This is a genomic window from Niveispirillum sp. KHB5.9, from assembly GCF_048066115.1.
In the GTDB taxonomy this organism is placed as follows: domain Bacteria; phylum Pseudomonadota; class Alphaproteobacteria; order Azospirillales; family Azospirillaceae; genus Niveispirillum.
In genome coordinates this window covers 1-16,065 of record NZ_JBLTYX010000043.1, presented here as the reverse complement: position 1 = coordinate 16,065, position 16,065 = coordinate 1, and the positions used below count along the sequence as shown (strand labels likewise).

Genomic DNA, 16,065 nt, shown 5'->3' with positions numbered 1-16,065 from the left:
GCATTCTTCACCGCCAACGCGATCCAGCCCGGCACGGGCACGCCCCTGTCGATGCGCGTCGAATGGTGTGCCAGATGGGTCAGGGTCAACCCCGCCGCCGCCACGGCATCCTTTATATGCGCCTCGCCATGGGCGAAGCGCCTTCCCTCATGCAATGCGAATCCGTCGCAGGCCGCCCGCTCGCAGGTGAAGGCGAAATGCCCGCCGGGGACCAGGGTGCGGGCTGCTGCTGCCATCACCGGCCCCAGATCGCCGACATAGACCAGCACGTCGGCGGCCAGCACCAGATCGAAGGCGCCCGGCCGTTCCGCCATGCTCTCCACCAGTTCACCCACCCACAGCGCATCATAGAGGTCGCGGGTCTTCGCCTTGTCCACCATGCGCGGCGACAGGTCGAACCCGGCCAGATATCCCGCCCGGTCGCGCACGGCCAGCCCCGCCAACCCGGTGCCGCAGCCGGCATCCAGCACCCGTCCGCCTGCCGCGATATCCTTGTCCACCAGCAGTTGCCGCAGCGCCTGCGGCGCGTCATAACGCAGCTTGACCACCAGTTCCTTGTCGAACCGGTCGGCATAGGTATCGAACAGGGCGCGCACGAAAGCCGGCGGCAGGCTGGTCTGCTGCCCCGCCGCCGCCAGCCCGGCCAGCAGCGCCGCCGCACCGGCCGGGTCCGCCGCGTCCAGTTCCAGTGCCGCCTGCCATTCCCTGGCCGCCTTTTCCGGCTCTCCCAGATGCAGCCAAGCCCGGCCCAGCGCCACCCGTGCCCCCGGCTGTTCCGGATCGGCCGGGTGCGCCTGGCGCAGGGCGGCATCCAGCAGTTCCACCGCCAGCAGCCCTTCATCGGCGTCGACCAGCACGCCGGCCGTCACGATCCCCACGCCCAGATCGCCGGGCGCCAGGAACCGCGCCTCCCGCGCATGGGCCAGCGCGGCCTCCCGGTCGCCCGCATCCAGCAGCAGCCGGGCCATGTGCGCCTGTCCGGCGGCATCATCGGGGCGGCGGGCCAGCAGGTCGCGACAACGCGGCAGCGCTTCCGCCGCCCGCCCCGCATCCATCAGGGCCGTCACCAGCGCCCGCAGCCAGGGAATGCGGTCCGGCTCCGCCGCGACGGCCTGTGACAAATGATCGGCCGCCTCCGCCGCTTGCCCCTCTTCCAGCAGCAATTCACCCAAAAGGCCCGCCACCTCCGCCCCTTCAGCGCCCTGCAGAAGGGCGATGGCACCGACCCGATCCTGGGAAGCCAGCAGGTCATAGGCACGGGTGATGGCATCGGACATGGGGCGAATCCCTGGTGCTTCCGGCTCCGCAACGGCGCCGCTGCCGCCCTATAGCACGTCCCGTCACCAGCCGCAGGGGGCCGAAAAGGCGGCTATTGCCTAAAAAACCGATGATCTGTGACAAAGTCGCATCAATCGGAACGATTCTTGGTTGACCCAATGCGTCAATTCTGTGATTGCTATGCGGCCGGTGCATGAACCGGTGACTCAGTAGGGAGCGGCCACCGCATGTCGTAACGGTGGCCTGATTGCAGGACCCGCGCGCGAAGCGGGACAAACCGGCGGGGCAACCCGTCACGGATGACCGGAACAGAGGGGACGTTTGAGATGACGATGCGCCAATCCCGCGTTGCCACCCGCTCCCAGAAGGATTCCGGCCTGCTGCTCGCCTTCACCTTCCTGATCGGTCTGATGATCCTGGCTGTACCGGCCCGCGCCGGTTGCCTGGACCATATCGTCGATGCGGAGAAGGAGTTCAATATTCCCAAGGGCGTCCTGATGGCCGTGTCGCTGGTTGAAAGCGGCGGCGGCGGCACGCCCAGCCCTTTCATCATGAATGTCCGCGGCCGCGTCGTCATTCCCCGTACGGAAGCCGAAGCCGCCACGTATCTGCGTGACAACAAGGGCAATCTGCGCGGTTCGGTCTATGCCGGCTGCATGCAGCTCTCGCTGGCCCATCACAAGCAGGCCTTCCGTCCGGTCGAAAAGATCGTGAATCCGGAAGCCAATGTCCGCTACGCCGCCAAGTACCTGATCGACCTGCGTCGCGAGACGGGCAGCTGGGCCGCCGCCGTGACCCGCTATAATGGTTCCTCGGGCACCAAGGCCGCCGCCTATCAGTGCAAGATCAAGAACCAGCTGGTCAGCCTGGGCGCTCCCGCCAGTGCCGACCTGATCAGCACGACGGGCAAGTGCGATACCAGCAACCTGCCCTCCATCGGCCCGCGCACCCGCAAGGCCTTCCAGAAGCATGAGGACGTGCCGGTCGGCTGATCGGTGCCCTGCTTCCCGTGCAGATCAAATCTTTAAAATAGAATCAATGCGCTTGCCCATGCCTGCCATGTGAAGGGCGGGCTGGTTTTGCTGCATGGTTTGGCGCACCCATGGCCGGGTTCCTTCATGGAAGCCGAAAAAGTCCCCCATGTCGCGCCTTGCCGATCTGCCGCCCGTCGCCCGTGCCATCCTGTCGATCCTGTCGGCGGTGGCTTTGTTCAGCGCCATGAATGCGAGCATCAAATGGCTGGGTGGGCGCTATCCGATCAGCCAGATCATCTTCTGCCGCGCCCTGTTCGCCATGCTGGTACTGACGCCGCTGATCTGGCGGGCCGGCGGGATCATGTCGCTGCGCACCAGCCGGCCCCTGGGCCATCTGGCGCGCAGCGCGATCGGCGTCATCTCCATGCTGTGCGGTTTCACCGCCATCACCCTGCTGCCGCTGGCCAACGCCTCGGCCCTGGCCTTCACCGCACCGCTCTGGACCACGTTGCTGGGCGTGCTGGTGCTGGGGGAAAAGGTGCGCTGGCGGCGGACCCTGGCCCTGATCATCGGCTTCTCCGGCGTGCTGGTCATCCTGCGCCCCGACGCCAGCCTGGTGGAGGGCATCCTGGCCGGCGGACCACAGGCGGTGGGCAGCCTTTTGGGCCTCTGCTCCTCCTTCCTGGCCGCCTGTGCCATGATCTCCGTGCGCCGCCTGTCATCGACGGAGCCCAGCACCACAATCGTGTTCTATTTCATGGCCTCGGGCATGGTGGTGTCGGCCATTCTGATGAGCCGGGAATTCGTCATGCCCACGGCCCATGACGCCATGTTGATGGTGTTGCTGGGCGTGATCGGTGGCCTTGCGCAGATCCTGCTGACCACCGCCTATCGCAGTGCGCCCGTGGCCGTGGTGGCACCATTCGATTACACTGCCATGCTATGGGCCACGGGCTATGGTTTCGTGATCTGGGGAGAGGTGCCGCATCCGGCCGTGGCACTGGGAGCCTTGATCGTCATCGGCAGCGGCGTCTACATCACCCTGCGCGAAACCCGTCTGGGCAAACCGGCGCCGACCACGGCACAGAGCACGACGAAGAACAATTGAGATGAATTACCGCCACATCTTCCACGCCGGCAATGCCGCCGACGTCATGAAGCACGCCGTGCTGGCCTGGCTGCTGGACCGCCTGGGGACCAAGGACGCACCGTTCTTCGTACTGGACACCCATGCCGGCATCGGCCGTTACGACCTGGACAACCAGGCTGCGACCCGCACGGGTGAGGCACTGCGCGGTATCCGCCGTGTATTGGCCGATGGCGGTGCCGATCGCCTGCCCGAGGGGGCCAAACCCTATCTGGACCTGCTGGCCAAGCTGAACGAGGGGGCGGACGGGGTGAAAACCTATCCCGGTTCCCCCCTGATCTCCCGCATGATGATGCGCGAACGGGATCGGCTGGTGCTGGCCGAACTGCATGTCGAGGATGTGAAGACCCTGCGCACCCTGTTCCAGGGGGATGGTCAGATCGCCGTCCATCACATGGATGGCTGGCTGTCGCTGAAGGCCCATCTGCCACCCAAGGAGCGGCGCGGGCTGGTGGTCATCGACCCGCCGTTCGAGGCACCGGACGAATATGAGCGCATGGTGGCGGCCTTGGCGCTGGCCCATCGCCGCTGGGCCACGGGCCAGTATCTGCTCTGGTATCCGGTGAAGGATCGCACCGCCGTCTGGCGCTTCCACCAGATGCTGGAGGATACGGGCATCCCGAAGATGCTGGCGGCGGAACTGTGCTGGTCCGACGATGACCGTTCCGACCGGCTGAACGGGTCCGGCCTGATCCTGGTGAACCCGCCCTGGCGGACGGAAGAGACGCTGAACGAGTTGCTGCCCGCCCTGCAGACCGGGTTGGCGGCCGGAATCGGCCCCCTCGGCTGCCGGTGGCTGCGTGACGAGAACGGCAAGCTGGGCTGATACCCATCTGTGATCACAGATGGGTTGGCGCGGTACGAGCGCCCGCGCGCCCATGCGCGCGTAGCCAAGCCGCCGGATGGCGGCGCCCGGCGCCTGAGGGGGCGGCAAAGAGTTCCCCACCTTCATCTTTTGGTCATGGTTCCCGTCTTGCAGGTGCGAGCGCCATCGGTCACAGTGGAGGCTTACCGCACCCGATCGTATGACTTCTTTCGGACAGGTGCGCATTTCGGGGGATTGGGGAGAGATGGGAATGGTGCAGACGCCGCGGCGACCCTTCATGGCGGAAATTCAGATGGCCAAGAAGGCGCCCTCTCCCCGTGGCGGGGAGGTTGCGGTAGCCATCGCGCCGGGCCTGCCGCCCCCGCCCCCTGCCCCCATCCATGTCGAGATGGACAATAGCGAGGTCATGGCGGCCATCGGCGCGCTGGGCAACAAGCTGGACCGGTTCCTCAGCGTCGATCACACCCAGATCGAAAAGATTCAGATCGAAATCTCCGACATCGCCGGCCGCATCAAGGCCACGAAGGTGGAGATGGCGGCGCTGCGCCACCCGCTTTCCAACCAGGACACGTTCATGGAGGCCAGCCAGCAACTGTCCGCCGTGGTGCGCGCCACGGAAACGGCGACCAACACCATCATCACCGCCGCCGAAGAGGTGGAGGACATTGTCAACGAGGTGCGTTCGCAATTGCCCGAAGGCTATCAGAACAGCCGCCTGAAGGATTTGAACGACGTCACCCTGCGCATCTTCGAAGCCTGCAACTTCCAGGATCTGACCGGCCAGCGCATCACCAAGGTGGTGCAGGCCCTGGCCTTCATCGAGGAACGCATCGACAGCATGATGTCGGTGTGGAACACCAAGGAATTCGAGGCCATGCCCCTGCCGCCCGACATCTCCAAGCATGATGACGGCCTGGCTCTGCATGGTCCCTCGGAAGAAAAGCCGTCCAGCATCTCCCAGGCGGACATCGACGCGCTGTTCGATTGATCTGCAATGTGTCGCATACGGGCTTCGCCCGTATGCGACAAGCCACCTCACGCCACGTTGCGCTTCACCATCTCCTCCAGGCGCGTGGTGCGCATATAGAGGCTGTGGCTGCGTTCCAGCAGGGAGCGCAGGGCCGAGGGCAGCAGCATGTTTTCCGGTCCCGACGGGTCGGCGCAGATGGCACCACCGGACAGGGCGTAATCCTCCCCCACCGCCTGCGCCTGGGTCAGTTCGCCGGCATGCACCGCCTTCTGCGCCAGCATCCAGGCCATGACCTGGGTCAGGCGGCTGGTCACCCGCATGCTTTCATAAGAGACCTGCAGGCGCATGGTGGGCGGCAGGCCACGCTGGTCCCCCACCTCCTGATAGGCGACATAGTTCCGCGCCTCGACCAGGAGAACCATGGTCTCGTCATAGGCGCGGTTGAAGAAGGCTGTCGGTTGCGTCACCCGCTGTTCCTTCCCGGCACCCCATAGGCTGGGCGCCCGATCCGATCAGTGTGTCCCCTTCCATCCCCGCTGACAATTGCGGCGAAAGTAGGTGGTGGCTTTGGCGACCATTCGCTGCGGCATGTGACTTTTTTGAAATGCCCCTCTTGAAGGGCCTTCGGGGCCTGCTTAACTCTTGATGCGTGGAGGCGACGCCCGATGACGGGGTCGAAAACTCCACGAAACCAAGGGGCTGGCCGATGTCGGGAGCCCCGATGACCAACGTATCGCTCCTGGAGGATACCAAATGCGTAGCTATGACCTGTCGCCGCTGTTCCGTTCCACCGTCGGCTTCGACCGCGTGACGCGCCTGCTGGAAAGCGCACTGAATGGTGAGGATGGCAGCCAGAACGCCTATCCCCCTTACAATATTGAGAAGCTGGGCGACGACCAGTACCGCATCACCATGGCGGTTGCCGGTTTCGGCCTGGGTGATCTGGAAATCACCGCCCATCCCAACCTGCTGATCGTCCAGGGCAAGGCCAAGGAAAGCCAGGGCGGCGCCTTCCTGCATCGCGGCATCGCCGGCCGCGCCTTCGAACGCCGCTTCCAACTGGCCGACCATATCCGCGTGAACAACGCGGCACTGGAAAACGGCCTGCTGCATATCGAGCTGGTGCGCGAAGTGCCGGAAGCGATGAAGCCCCGTACGGTGCAGATCAGCAACCTGACCCCACCGACTCTGGCCGGCGTCGCCACCACGGCGGAAGCGGCGTAAACCGTCAGCCTGATTGACTGTTTTCGGGCCATCCGCCGCGACGGCGGAATGCCAAATAAAAAAGAGGGCCGCTACGTTGGCGGCCCTCTGTTTTTTACCCGTTTCCCTGAAGCCCCACCCGTTCAACTCTGCCGAACGAGCAAGCGGACCCTATTGGGGTGCGGGTGTATGGTCAACGGTGCTTATCGCTCTGACAACGATGACGGTAAAGAAATCGTCATGATTGTTGCCGAATTAGCGCAGTAGGGGTTTCAACCTTTCGCATAGCCCACGCCTTTCAGCGCCTCGCCGATCTCCTCCAGGATCACCGGATCGTCAATGGTGGCCGGCATCTTCCAAGGCTCGCTGTCGGCGATCTTCTGCATGGTGCCGCGCAGGATCTTGCCCGACCTGGTCTTGGGCAGCCGTTCCACGACGATGGCCTGCTTGAAGGCGGCGACGGGACCGATCTCGTCACGCACCTTCTTCACCACTTCCCTGACGATATCGGCGTGACTGCGGTCCACCCCGCGCTTCAGCACGAGGAAACCCAGCGGCAGCTGGCCTTTCAGGTCATCGGCCACGCCGATCACGGCGCATTCGGCCACATCCGGATGACCAGACAGCACCTCCTCCATCGCGCCGGTGGACAGGCGGTGGCCGGCGACATTGATGATGTCGTCGGTGCGGGCCATGACGAAGATATAGCCGTCCGCGTCGATGAAACCGGCATCCGATGTGTTGTAATAGCCGGGGAAGTCCGCGAGGTAGCTTTTGTGGAATCTCTCCTGCGCGTTCCACAGGGTCGGCAGCGTACCGGGCGGCAGCGGCAGCTTGGCGACGATGGCGCCGATATCGCCACGCTTCACCTCGCTGCCATCCGGTGCCAGCACGTGGATGTCCCAGCCAGGCAGCGGGACAGCGGTGCTGCCATATTTAACCGGCAGAAGCTCAATCCCCAACGGATTGCCCGCCACCGGCCAGCCGGTCTCCGTCTGCCACCAATGATCGATCACCGGCACCTTCAGATGGGTTTCCGCCCAGTTCAGCGTATCCGGGTCCGACCGTTCACCGGCCAGGAACAGGGCGCGTAGGCTGGACAGGTCATAGCGATGCAGCAGCTCCCCCTCCGGGTCCTCCCGCTTGATGGCGCGGAACGCCGTGGGGGCGGTGAACTGCACCGTCACCTTATGTTCGGCGATGGCGCGCCAGAAGGCGCCGGCATCGGGCGTGCCCACCGGCTTGCCCTCATAGACCAGGGTGGTGCAGCCATGCAGCAGCGGGCCATAGACGATATAGGAATGCCCCACGACCCAGCCCACATCGCTGGCGGCCCAGAACACCTCCCCCGGCTTCGCACCGTAGAAATGTTCCATGCTCCATTTCAGGGCCACGGCATAGCCACCGGTATCGCGCACCACGCCCTTGGGCTGGCCCGTCGTGCCGGAAGTGTAGAGCACATAAAGCGGATCGGTGGCCTCCACGGACACGCAATCCGCCGGCACCGCGACCGCCGCCGCCTCGGCCCAGTCCACATCGCGGCCCGGGAACAGGTCGGCCGTCACCTGCGGGCGCTGGAAGATCACACAATGGTCGGGCTTGTGCGTCGCCTGTGTGATGGCGGCGTCCAGCATGGGCTTGTAGGGCAGCACCTTCGCCCCCTCCACCCCGCAGCTGGCCGCCAGGATCAGCTTGGGCATGGCATCGTTGATGCGGGTGGCCAGTTCATGCGGGGCGAAGCCGCCGAACACCACGGAATGTACGGCACCGATACGGGCGCAGGCCAGCATGGCCACCACCGCCTCCGGGATCATCGGCATATAGATGATGACCCGATCACCCTGGGTTGCACCTAAATCACGCAGCACCCCGGCGAAATGCGCGACCTTGTCCAGCAGTTCGGCGTAGGTCAGGCTCTGCTTCACCCCGGTGACGGGGCTGTCATAGATCAATGCGGTTTGGGCAGCGCGGCCCGATGCTACATGCCGGTCCAGCGCGTTATGGCAAATATTCAGCTTGCCGCCGCGATACCAGCGATAGAAGGGCTTGTCGCTGTCATCCAGGATCGTGGTGGGGAAAGTATCCCAATCGATGGCCCTGGCAGCGTTCATCCAGAACCCCACCGGATCGGCCAGCGATCCGGCATGGATGGATGGATAGTGTCCGGTCATTGGTTCCCTCCCGAAATTTTTCTGCTTTTGGTGGTGCGCATGACGCAGTATCCATACCCATCCACCCGGAGAAGGACCTGTACGAATGGGATAGACGAGCCTGTCCGTGCCATGCCATATCCTGGGCTTAAATCAGCCGTAAGGTGCGTGTGCTTTCATCCCCGACCTTGGTCTGCGACATTTGTGCCATTCATTGCCTAACCGGAAGCATCTTGCCCGATGATCGTTGATAGCCGCCATATCATGTTCTCTCCGGAAGCCATCCGGGAAGCCTTGAAGACCTATCGCGAGCTGTTTCCCGCCAAGCAGCCACCGGGCCTTCTGGGCCCCATCATCATCCGCAGCGCCGATCCGTTGGTGCTGGGCGTGAAGGTGCAGGCCATGGGCTCGTCCGTCTACCGCGAGGTGGAGATGGAAGAGAACGAGGTAGCGGCCATGCTGATCGTCTTCTGCCGCAAGCTGAAGATCCCCCTGCCCCGCACCGCCAACAAATCGATCGAGGTCGAGGGCGACAATATCGCGCTGATCGTGTCCAAGGCGATGATGATCGGGAACAATCCGGGGGCGTGACCGCCCACCGTCCACAGAAGGCAAGCCAATGTCTTTCAACGCCTATCTGACCAATATCGAAGCCAAGACCGGCAAGTCCGCCGACGATCTGCGCACCGAAGCCATGGCCAAGGGCCTGGCGGACGAGGCCGGGTTGAAGGCGGGTGTCAAGGCCGGCCAGGTGGTCGACTGGCTGAAGACCGAATACGACCTGGGCCATGGGCATGCCATGGCTATCGTGGCTTATCTCAAAGGCAAGCGCGACTGACCCTGGTTCAGCGGTCCGCCTGACGGTTCACCACCGCCGTCACCGGCGCCAGCACGATACCACGATCGCGCAGGCCAGCCGACCAGGCCGACAGGCGCTCCAGGCTGACCGGATTGGTCACTTCCGCGAAGCCCACGGCCACGCCATTGGCCTGGGCCAGCCGTTCCAGCTGCGCCAGTTGCGCATCGATGCCGATGCCGGACGGAATGCGGTCGATCTGCAAGTCGCTGATCGCACGGGGTAGCGACAGTTCCTTGGCCACGGCGGCGGCCTTGCTGCCGGATACCTGCCACAGGTCCAGATAGACCAGCCCGCGCCGTTCCACCTGCAACAGCACACCGCGCAGGCTCTCACGCTGGGTCAGGAAGTCGGTGCCGCTGTCGGTCTTCGACGTGACGCCGACATAGCCGGTGAAGGCGGCCAGGCTGGCCTCCAGCCGCCGCGCATTCTCCTCATCCGACAGGTTGGACAGAAGCGTGTTGGGGCCGGGATCGTTGGCGGGATAGCCCCGCGGCTGCATCGGTACGGACAGCAGCACCTCATGCCCCTTGGCCCGCGCCTCATCCACCTTGGCCTGCAGATTGTCGCCCGTGGGGGTGAAGGCGAAGCTGACGGCGCCGGGCAGCCGGTCGATGGCCTCATGCGTGGCGGCATCGGCCTGGCCCACGCCGGTGACCACGATGGCGATGCGCGGGCGCTTGTCATCCTGCGGGAAGGGACGGGCGTAATATTGCCAGGGGGCGGCACCGTCCGGCGCCACGCGCGGCACGCGGCCCACGCGCAGCCGTTCCAGCAGCTGGTCATTGCGCGACGGCATCAGGGTCACAGGCATGTCCACCGGGTCCAGCGGGGCCTCTTCCTCCGGTGCCGCCACAGGCGCATCGGGGAAGCGCAGGCTGCCATCCGGCATCACCACCGGCACGCCGCGCCCCAGGCTGCGGGCCGCGTCCAGCCGATGCATGGTCTCCGGCGCCTCGATCGCCAGCCAGCCGGCGGTGCCGGCCAGGGCCAGGATGAGCACCATGCCGGCAATGGCCGGCGGCGACGGCTTGGCCCGCTTCTTCTTCGATTCCTTGGCGGGCGATCCGGCAAGATCGGCGAAATCATGCCCCTCGTCACCATCGGCCAACAGCGACAAATCCATGTCGCCGCCCACATCCGCACCCTTGGCCTTGCCCCCCTTGCGGCCGAAGGACCAGCGTTTGCCGTCCTTCTTGGCTGTGCCGCGCTCATGCGGTTTGGAGACACGCTTGGCCCCCAGGCGGGAAGCCAGCACGGCGGCGCTCCCGCCGTCCGTTGTCGGGTCGGCTTCCGGTTTTTTCTTCCTGGCGAGCGGGAACAAGGCCACGGTGCGGGTGCTTAGCCTCTGTTAGTTGGTGTGCTTGGGCTGGTTGAACATCGACACGCCGCGCAGCAAATCCACGGCGCGGGCCAGCTGGTAATCCACCGGCGGCGTATCCGGGTTGCCATTGGCGGCGACCGGCGTCGGTGCGGGTGCGGCAGAGGTCGGACCCGGCGTCGGGGTCGGCGTGGCGGGCGCGCCCGGTGCCGGGCCGGACGGGTTGGGGTTCGGCTTGGCGCCCTGGTCGGTATTGCGCAGGGCGTTGGGCAGGTCGGCCTCACGCCGGCGCTGACCGGCGGCGGCCAGTTCCTCGATCTTGGCGGGCTGCACCTCGATATCCGGGGTGATGCCCAGCTGCTGGATCGACTTACCCGACGGGGTGTAATAGCGCGAGGTGGTCAGGCGCATGGCGCTCTGCTGGCCCTGCAACGGGATGATGGTCTGCACCGACCCCTTGCCGAAGCTCTGCGTGCCCAGCACGATGGCGCGCTTATGATCCTGCAGCGCGCCGGCCACGATCTCCGACGCCGACGCCGAACCGCCATTGATCAGCACGACCACAGGCAGGCCATCGGCCGCATCACCGGCCTTGGCGGTATAGCGGTCGCCTTCCTTGCCGCCGCGCCCGCGCGTCGACACGATCTCGCGCCCCTTGTCCAGGAACGTGTCGGACACCGACACCGCCTGGTCCAGCAGACCACCGGGATTGTTGCGCATGTCCAGCACATAGCCGATCAGCTTGGGCCCCAGCTGTTCCTTCAGCTTGGCCATGGCCTTGTCCAGGCCGGGCTGCGTCTGCTCGTTGAAACTGGAGATGCGGATATAGCCGACATTATCCTCCGCCCGGAAGCGGACAGACTGCACCTTGATATTGGCGCGGGTCAGGGTCAGCTGGATCGGCTCCGCCACATTGGCGCGGCGGATGGTGACCTTCAGATCGCTGCCCACGGGGCCGCGCATCTTCTCCACCGCCTCGTTCAGGGTCAGGCCGACGATCTGTTCGTCATTCAGGTGGGTGATATAGTCGCCGGGCTGCACGCCGGCGCGGGCGGCGGGCGTCTCATCCATGGGGGAGATGACCTTGACGAAGCCGTTCTCCGTCGTCACCTCGATGCCCAGGCCACCGAACTCGCCACGGGTCTGCACCCGCATATCGGCGAAATTCTTCTTGTTCAGGTAGGAGGAATGCGGGTCGAGCGAGGTCAACATACCGTCAATGGCCGCTTCGATCAGCTGCTCGTCCGTCACCTCCTCCACATATTCCGACCGCACCCGCTCGAACACGTCGGCGAACAGGTCCAGCTGCTTGTAGGTTTCCGACTTCAGCGGCTCACGCGCTTGGGCGGTGGCCGTCACGCCGAGGGGGGCGGTAAAAGCCAGCAGGGCCGCGATCGCGGCAGTGGAGAACAGCTTGTTCATGATCAACCTTGTCCTTTGCCGTCGGAAGCTGCAAGGCCGCGCGCGGGGTTGACAGGCTGACCACCCCGCCGCAGCTCGTAATACAAAGTCGGGTCCCCATCCCCCGACAGAAGTCCCACCGGCTCCCCGCCCAGCACACGCTGTCCCACCTGGGCGTCGATGCGACCCAGGCCGGACAGAAGGGAATGATATCCGTTGGCATGTTCAAGGATCAAGAGAAGCCCGTACCCCTTGAACGGTCCCGCGAACATCACCGACCCGTCGGCCGGCGCCACGACCGGCCCCCCGGCCCGGCCGCTATAGGTCAGGCCCCGGCTGGTGGCGCCCACCGCGTCCACCGTGCCGTAGCGCTGGGTGATCTTGCCCGACACCGGGGCCACCATGCCGCCCAGGATGCCGGCCGATTGTGGCTCCGCCGGGGCGCGCTTCAGGCCCGCCACCTTGTCGCGCGCCCGCTGTTCGCGCTGGGCCTCCACCTGGGCCAGACGGCGGCGTTCGGCTTCCGCCTTGCGCGCCGCCTCGGCCTTGCGCTCGGCCTCCAGCTTCTCGATCAGGTCCTTCAAATCGCCGGCCCGGTCGGCCAGGGCCGCCACCTGGGTGGCCAGCCTCGTGCGCTCGCTATCGGTACTTTTCGACAGCTCCTCACGCCGCGCCACCAGGCCGGCCAGATCCTTCTGGCGCAGGGTCAGGCTTTCCGCCGCCCGTGCCGCCTTGTCCTTCTGTTCCGCCAACTGCCGGCGCAGATCGACCAGCCCCTGCAACTCCCGGGACAGTGCATCGGCCCGCGTCTTCAGCTCCGGCACAGCGGAACGCAGCAGCAGGGCGCTTTTCACCGTGTCGCTGGGCGATTGCGGGGCGGCGATCATCGTGTCCGGCGGCAGGCGCGACAGGCGCTGCAACGCGCCCAGCAGGTCGGCCAGGGCCGCCCGGTCGGCCTCGATCTTGTCCAGCCGCGCCTTCTCCTCCTCGCCCAGGTCGCCGAGGGCGCCTTCCAGGCGGGCCAGTTCGTCGGCCTGGGTACGCTGCTGCGCCGCGGCATCGATGGCGCGGGCGCGCAGGTCGGCCAGTTCCTTTTCCAGGCCCTCCGCCTTGGCGTCCAGGTCGGCCTTGGTCTTGTCCGCCTGCTTCAGGTCCTTTTCCACCTGCTGCAATTGCTTGGCCGGATCGGGCTTCTTCTCCTGCGCCAATACGGGTGCCGCCAGCAGGGCCGGCAGCAGCAGCAAGGGGACAACAGGGCGACGGCGCAGGTTCAAGGACGGATATTTCCCGAATCGAAGCTGTATTCCACATGAAAAACGTCGCCCAACCGTTTGATATCAAACATAGTCGGGCAACCATCCTTCACCATGGCGCCAGTGTAAGGGCAAGCTGCCCCGCCGTCGATGGGCTGCGACATGGACCGACGGATATAAACGTAAAGCCTTGCCCCGTTTGGGTAATAATGGTCACCGAGTGCCCAGCAGCCAGTCGCGCAACGGCGCCCAGACCTTCGCCTTGGCTCCACCGCTGACCACCATGCCGATATGGCCGAGCGAGGGTTGCCAGACCGTGGCCCCCGGCAAGGCCGTGCCCAGCGCCGCGGCCGATGCCGGCGGTACGATACGGTCGCGCGCCGGCACGATGACCAGCGACGGGCACCGCAAGTCCGCCGGACGTACGGGCGTGTCGGCCACGCGCCATTCACCCTTTCCGGCCGTATTCTCCCCATACCAGCCGGTCAGGCATTCACGTGCGATGGATGCAGGCAGGGTAACCCCGTCATTCAGCCAATCCTCCAAAGCCACGAAATCGTCGGCCTCGTCCGTGGCCATATCCAGCGTGGCGAAACGGCTGAACTTCTTATAGGCCAGCAGCGGGTCAAGCGTGGCGAACAGGGTCTGCACCCCGTCCACGGGCAGTTCGCCCAGGATACGCATCACCGGATCGAAGGGCGTGATCAGGGCCGCCGTGCGCTGCGCCGCCGCCGCATCGTCGGCATGGAAATCCCACGGCGTGGCCAGCGCCACGTAACCCGACACCAGATCGGGCCGGCGCAGCGCGGCGCCCAAGGCCAGCAGCCCGCCCATGCAATATCCCACCAGCGTCACCGGACTGCCGGCGCGGGCGCATGTCGCCTCCAACGCGCGAACCAGGCGGCCAGCCACCACATCCGACAGGCTGAACCCGCGTTCCACCGCCCCCGGATAGCCCCATTCCAGCAGGAAAGGCCGGATGCCCCCGCCACCGCCGGCATCGCCCCCCTGCCCGCCCAGCCAGCGCAGCAGGCTCTTGCGCCAGGACAGGTCCAGGATATAGCCGCGATTGACCAGCGACGGCACGAACAGCACCGGCTTGCCGGTACCACCAACCTCCAGCAGCCGCGTCGCCCCCTCCTGCCAGACGGTGGGCGCATCCTCGATATCCCGTTGATAGGGATGGTGGCGGTACCGTTCCAGCCCCGTCAGGAACCGGTCGAGTCGCCGCCGCATCTCCCGATCCGCCGCAATCGCGAAGGGTGCGAAGGCCTCCGTGCCCAGCGGTGCGTCAGGTGGGCTTGGCGGTTGGCTTTCGCTTGCGCCCAGGCGCAGGCGCAGGTCGCGGCGCAGATTTTCTGCTGTCTGGCGCACCGTCGGGTGCCAATGCGGCCAGTTCCCGTTCAAGAGCGGCAATGCGGCCGGCGAGCTCAGCAATATCGCCATCCCCATCCCCAGATGCAGGCCCAGCGGGCGCGGCCCCTGGCGCAGCGGCTTGGGTCCCGGGGGTTCCGGGCGCGTTCGGGCGTTCGTCATGGGCTTGCGTCCCCTTCGCCGCCGCCGCCAAGGGCCACAGCGACTTCATCATCTCCGCCCAGGGGTTCGCGGCTGCGGCCGATCCCAGGGTCTGTTCCAACATGCCATTGATCGTCAGCGCCGTCTGTCCGAAGGCGGTCATGGTCCGCGCCATGCTGTCGGCCACCGACGGGTCGGCGCAGACCGCCGCCCACTGGTCCTGCCACAGATCAAGGTAGCGCCTGGCCAGATCCTCCATCGCGGGCGGTTCTTCGCGTTCGCTCACCATCTCCATCCTGCTCCAACGGGCGGGTGCCGGACGGCCCGCCTTCCCTTCAGCATAGATCATACCGGTGTGGGCGCAGAACAATAGTTACGCTTTCAACGTTCGGCATTGCGGAAGGCTTGCGCTGCGACCGCGTAATGACGTACTCCTTGATATAACGGTTCGCAGCATTCGTCCGGGGGAAGCGACGCCAAATGGCTGAAAAAGAAGATACCAAGCCTGCACCGGTCACCATCAAGAAGTACGCCAACCGCCGTCTGTACAACACGGCGACCAGCAGCTACGTAACCCTTGACCATCTCTGCCAGATGGTGAAGGACGGCACGGATTTCGTCGTCTATGACGCGAAGACGGGGGATGACATCACCCGCTCCGTTCTGACGCAGATCATCGTGGAAGAGGAATCGAAAGGCCAGAACCTGCTGCCCATTCCGTTCCTGCGCCAGCTGATCAGCTTCTATGGCGACAATATGCAGTGGCTGGTGCCGCGTTACCTGGAACACTCGATGAAGTCCTTCACGGGCAACCAGGACAAGATGAAGGATTATTTCCAGAACACGTTCGGGGGCATGTTCCCCTTCGGCGGGTTCGAGGAGATGAGCAAGCAGAACATCGCCCTGTTCGAACGCGCCATGCGCATGTTCAGCCCGTTCAACCCGGAAAATGTCGGCGGCGCCGATGTGGCGGCGCCCGCCGCCACGCCGGAGGTCAAGCCCAAGGCGGAGGACAAGTTCTCCGAATTGCAGAAGCGCTTGGACGAGCTGCAGACCCAGATGGAAAGCCTGACCAAGCGCAAGGACTGAGGTCGGATTTTCCCCGGTCGGAATTGAAAAAAGGGGGCGTCCCAGCCGGGGCGCCCCCTTTTTTTGCATTTGCCGAACAAAC

At 65.3% G+C, this 16,065-nt stretch carries 16 protein-coding genes; 8 read left to right on the top strand and 8 right to left on the bottom strand.

The features are described 5' to 3' along the window. A partial coding sequence (locus ACM9HJ_RS30520; protein ID WP_416575581.1) for a methyltransferase domain-containing protein occupies window positions 1–1,277 on the bottom strand: 1,277 nt, incomplete at its 3' end. 327 nt (window positions 1,278–1,604) lie between these two features. On the opposite strand from ACM9HJ_RS30520, the gene ACM9HJ_RS30515 reads away from it, so the two are divergent. The 4 genes from ACM9HJ_RS30515 to ACM9HJ_RS30500 all read left to right on the top strand — a co-directional run bounded on the left by ACM9HJ_RS30515 (window position 1,605) and on the right by ACM9HJ_RS30500 (window position 5,213). Then, window positions 1,605–2,270, top strand: coding sequence for a transglycosylase SLT domain-containing protein (locus ACM9HJ_RS30515; RefSeq protein WP_416575580.1), 666 nt, complete (start codon window positions 1,605–1,607; stop codon window positions 2,268–2,270). 148 nt (window positions 2,271–2,418) lie between these two features. Beyond that, the gene (locus ACM9HJ_RS30510; RefSeq protein WP_416575579.1) at window positions 2,419–3,360 is read left to right on the top strand and encodes a DMT family transporter; all 942 of its coding nucleotides are present in this window, start codon (window positions 2,419–2,421) and stop codon (window positions 3,358–3,360) included. Window position 3,361: 1 nt separating this feature from the next. Next, window positions 3,362–4,225: a 23S rRNA (adenine(2030)-N(6))-methyltransferase RlmJ gene (locus ACM9HJ_RS30505; RefSeq protein WP_416575578.1), complete on the top strand. Its 864-nt coding sequence runs from the start codon at window positions 3,362–3,364 to the stop codon at window positions 4,223–4,225. 250 nt (window positions 4,226–4,475) lie between these two features. After that, the gene (locus tag ACM9HJ_RS30500; RefSeq protein ID WP_416575577.1) at window positions 4,476–5,213 is read left to right on the top strand and encodes a protein phosphatase CheZ; all 738 of its coding nucleotides are present in this window, start codon (window positions 4,476–4,478) and stop codon (window positions 5,211–5,213) included. Window positions 5,214–5,260: 47 nt separating this feature from the next. Here the strand turns inward: ACM9HJ_RS30500 and ACM9HJ_RS30495 are convergent, their stop codons facing one another. Then, window positions 5,261–5,662 carry a DUF1465 family protein gene (locus ACM9HJ_RS30495; protein ID WP_416575576.1) on the bottom strand — a complete coding sequence of 134 codons (402 nt, stop codon included), beginning with the start codon at window positions 5,660–5,662 and terminating at the stop codon, window positions 5,261–5,263. Between the two features lie 286 nt (window positions 5,663–5,948). On the opposite strand from ACM9HJ_RS30495, the gene ACM9HJ_RS30490 reads away from it, so the two are divergent. Then, the gene (locus ACM9HJ_RS30490; RefSeq protein ID WP_416575575.1) at window positions 5,949–6,419 is read left to right on the top strand and encodes an Hsp20 family protein; all 471 of its coding nucleotides are present in this window, start codon (window positions 5,949–5,951) and stop codon (window positions 6,417–6,419) included. Between the two features lie 251 nt (window positions 6,420–6,670). Here the strand turns inward: ACM9HJ_RS30490 and ACM9HJ_RS30485 are convergent, their stop codons facing one another. Beyond that, on the bottom strand, window positions 6,671–8,569 hold the full coding sequence (locus tag ACM9HJ_RS30485) for a propionyl-CoA synthetase (RefSeq protein WP_416575574.1): 1,899 nt from the start codon (window positions 8,567–8,569) through the stop codon (window positions 6,671–6,673). A gap of 219 nt (window positions 8,570–8,788) precedes the next feature. Here ACM9HJ_RS30485 and ACM9HJ_RS30480 point away from each other — a divergent pair, with 219 nt between their 5' ends. Together ACM9HJ_RS30480 and ACM9HJ_RS30475 are read left to right on the top strand one after the other, a co-directional pair. Further along, window positions 8,789–9,139: a hypothetical protein gene (locus tag ACM9HJ_RS30480; RefSeq protein WP_416575573.1), complete on the top strand. Its 351-nt coding sequence runs from the start codon at window positions 8,789–8,791 to the stop codon at window positions 9,137–9,139. Between the two features lie 28 nt (window positions 9,140–9,167). Beyond that, a complete protein-coding gene (locus ACM9HJ_RS30475) occupies window positions 9,168–9,386 on the top strand; it encodes a DUF4287 domain-containing protein (RefSeq protein WP_416575572.1) in 219 nt (72 codons plus the stop codon). A 7-nt stretch (window positions 9,387–9,393) separates the two neighbouring features. Here ACM9HJ_RS30475 and ACM9HJ_RS30470 read toward each other — a convergent pair whose 3' ends face one another. The 5 genes from ACM9HJ_RS30470 to ACM9HJ_RS30450 all read right to left on the bottom strand — a co-directional run bounded on the left by ACM9HJ_RS30470 (window position 9,394) and on the right by ACM9HJ_RS30450 (window position 15,183). Further along, on the bottom strand, window positions 9,394–10,662 hold the full coding sequence (locus tag ACM9HJ_RS30470; protein ID WP_416575571.1) for a divergent polysaccharide deacetylase family protein: 1,269 nt from the start codon (window positions 10,660–10,662) through the stop codon (window positions 9,394–9,396). Between the two features lie 93 nt (window positions 10,663–10,755). Then, the gene (locus tag ACM9HJ_RS30465; RefSeq protein ID WP_416575570.1) at window positions 10,756–12,147 is read right to left on the bottom strand and encodes a S41 family peptidase; all 1,392 of its coding nucleotides are present in this window, start codon (window positions 12,145–12,147) and stop codon (window positions 10,756–10,758) included. A 2-nt stretch (window positions 12,148–12,149) separates the two neighbouring features. Beyond that, window positions 12,150–13,400, bottom strand: a complete 1,251-nt coding sequence (locus tag ACM9HJ_RS30460; RefSeq protein WP_416575569.1) for a murein hydrolase activator EnvC family protein — start codon at window positions 13,398–13,400, stop codon at window positions 12,150–12,152. A 192-nt stretch (window positions 13,401–13,592) separates the two neighbouring features. Further along, window positions 13,593–14,615 (bottom strand): alpha/beta fold hydrolase, encoded by a 1,023-nt coding sequence (locus ACM9HJ_RS30455; protein ID WP_416575568.1) that lies wholly within the window; start codon window positions 14,613–14,615, stop codon window positions 13,593–13,595. 55 nt (window positions 14,616–14,670) lie between these two features. Beyond that, a complete protein-coding gene (locus ACM9HJ_RS30450) occupies window positions 14,671–15,183 on the bottom strand; it encodes a hypothetical protein (RefSeq protein ID WP_416575567.1) in 513 nt (170 codons plus the stop codon). 191 nt (window positions 15,184–15,374) lie between these two features. On the opposite strand from ACM9HJ_RS30450, the gene phaR reads away from it, so the two are divergent. Further along, a complete protein-coding gene (gene phaR, locus ACM9HJ_RS30445) occupies window positions 15,375–15,983 on the top strand; it encodes a polyhydroxyalkanoate synthesis repressor PhaR (RefSeq protein WP_416575566.1) in 609 nt (202 codons plus the stop codon). Window positions 15,984–16,065 lie beyond the last annotated feature (82 nt).

Coding starts and splice junctions, on each gene's coding strand:
- ACM9HJ_RS30515 (WP_416575580.1), top strand. CDS start 1,605: ATGACGATGCGCCAATCCCGCGTTGCCACCCGCTCCCAGAAGGATTCC.
- ACM9HJ_RS30510 (WP_416575579.1), top strand. CDS start 2,419: ATGTCGCGCCTTGCCGATCTGCCGCCCGTCGCCCGTGCCATCCTGTCG.
- ACM9HJ_RS30505 (WP_416575578.1), top strand. CDS start 3,362: ATGAATTACCGCCACATCTTCCACGCCGGCAATGCCGCCGACGTCATG.
- ACM9HJ_RS30500 (WP_416575577.1), top strand. CDS start 4,476: ATGGTGCAGACGCCGCGGCGACCCTTCATGGCGGAAATTCAGATGGCC.
- ACM9HJ_RS30490 (WP_416575575.1), top strand. CDS start 5,949: ATGCGTAGCTATGACCTGTCGCCGCTGTTCCGTTCCACCGTCGGCTTC.
- ACM9HJ_RS30485 (WP_416575574.1), bottom strand. CDS start 8,569: ATGACCGGACACTATCCATCCATCCATGCCGGATCGCTGGCCGATCCG.
- ACM9HJ_RS30480 (WP_416575573.1), top strand. CDS start 8,789: ATGATCGTTGATAGCCGCCATATCATGTTCTCTCCGGAAGCCATCCGG.
- ACM9HJ_RS30475 (WP_416575572.1), top strand. CDS start 9,168: ATGTCTTTCAACGCCTATCTGACCAATATCGAAGCCAAGACCGGCAAG.
- ACM9HJ_RS30465 (WP_416575570.1), bottom strand. CDS start 12,147: ATGAACAAGCTGTTCTCCACTGCCGCGATCGCGGCCCTGCTGGCTTTT.
- ACM9HJ_RS30455 (WP_416575568.1), bottom strand. CDS start 14,615: ATGCGGCGGCGACTCGACCGGTTCCTGACGGGGCTGGAACGGTACCGC.
- ACM9HJ_RS30450 (WP_416575567.1), bottom strand. CDS start 15,183: ATGGTGAGCGAACGCGAAGAACCGCCCGCGATGGAGGATCTGGCCAGG.
- phaR (WP_416575566.1), top strand. CDS start 15,375: ATGGCTGAAAAAGAAGATACCAAGCCTGCACCGGTCACCATCAAGAAG.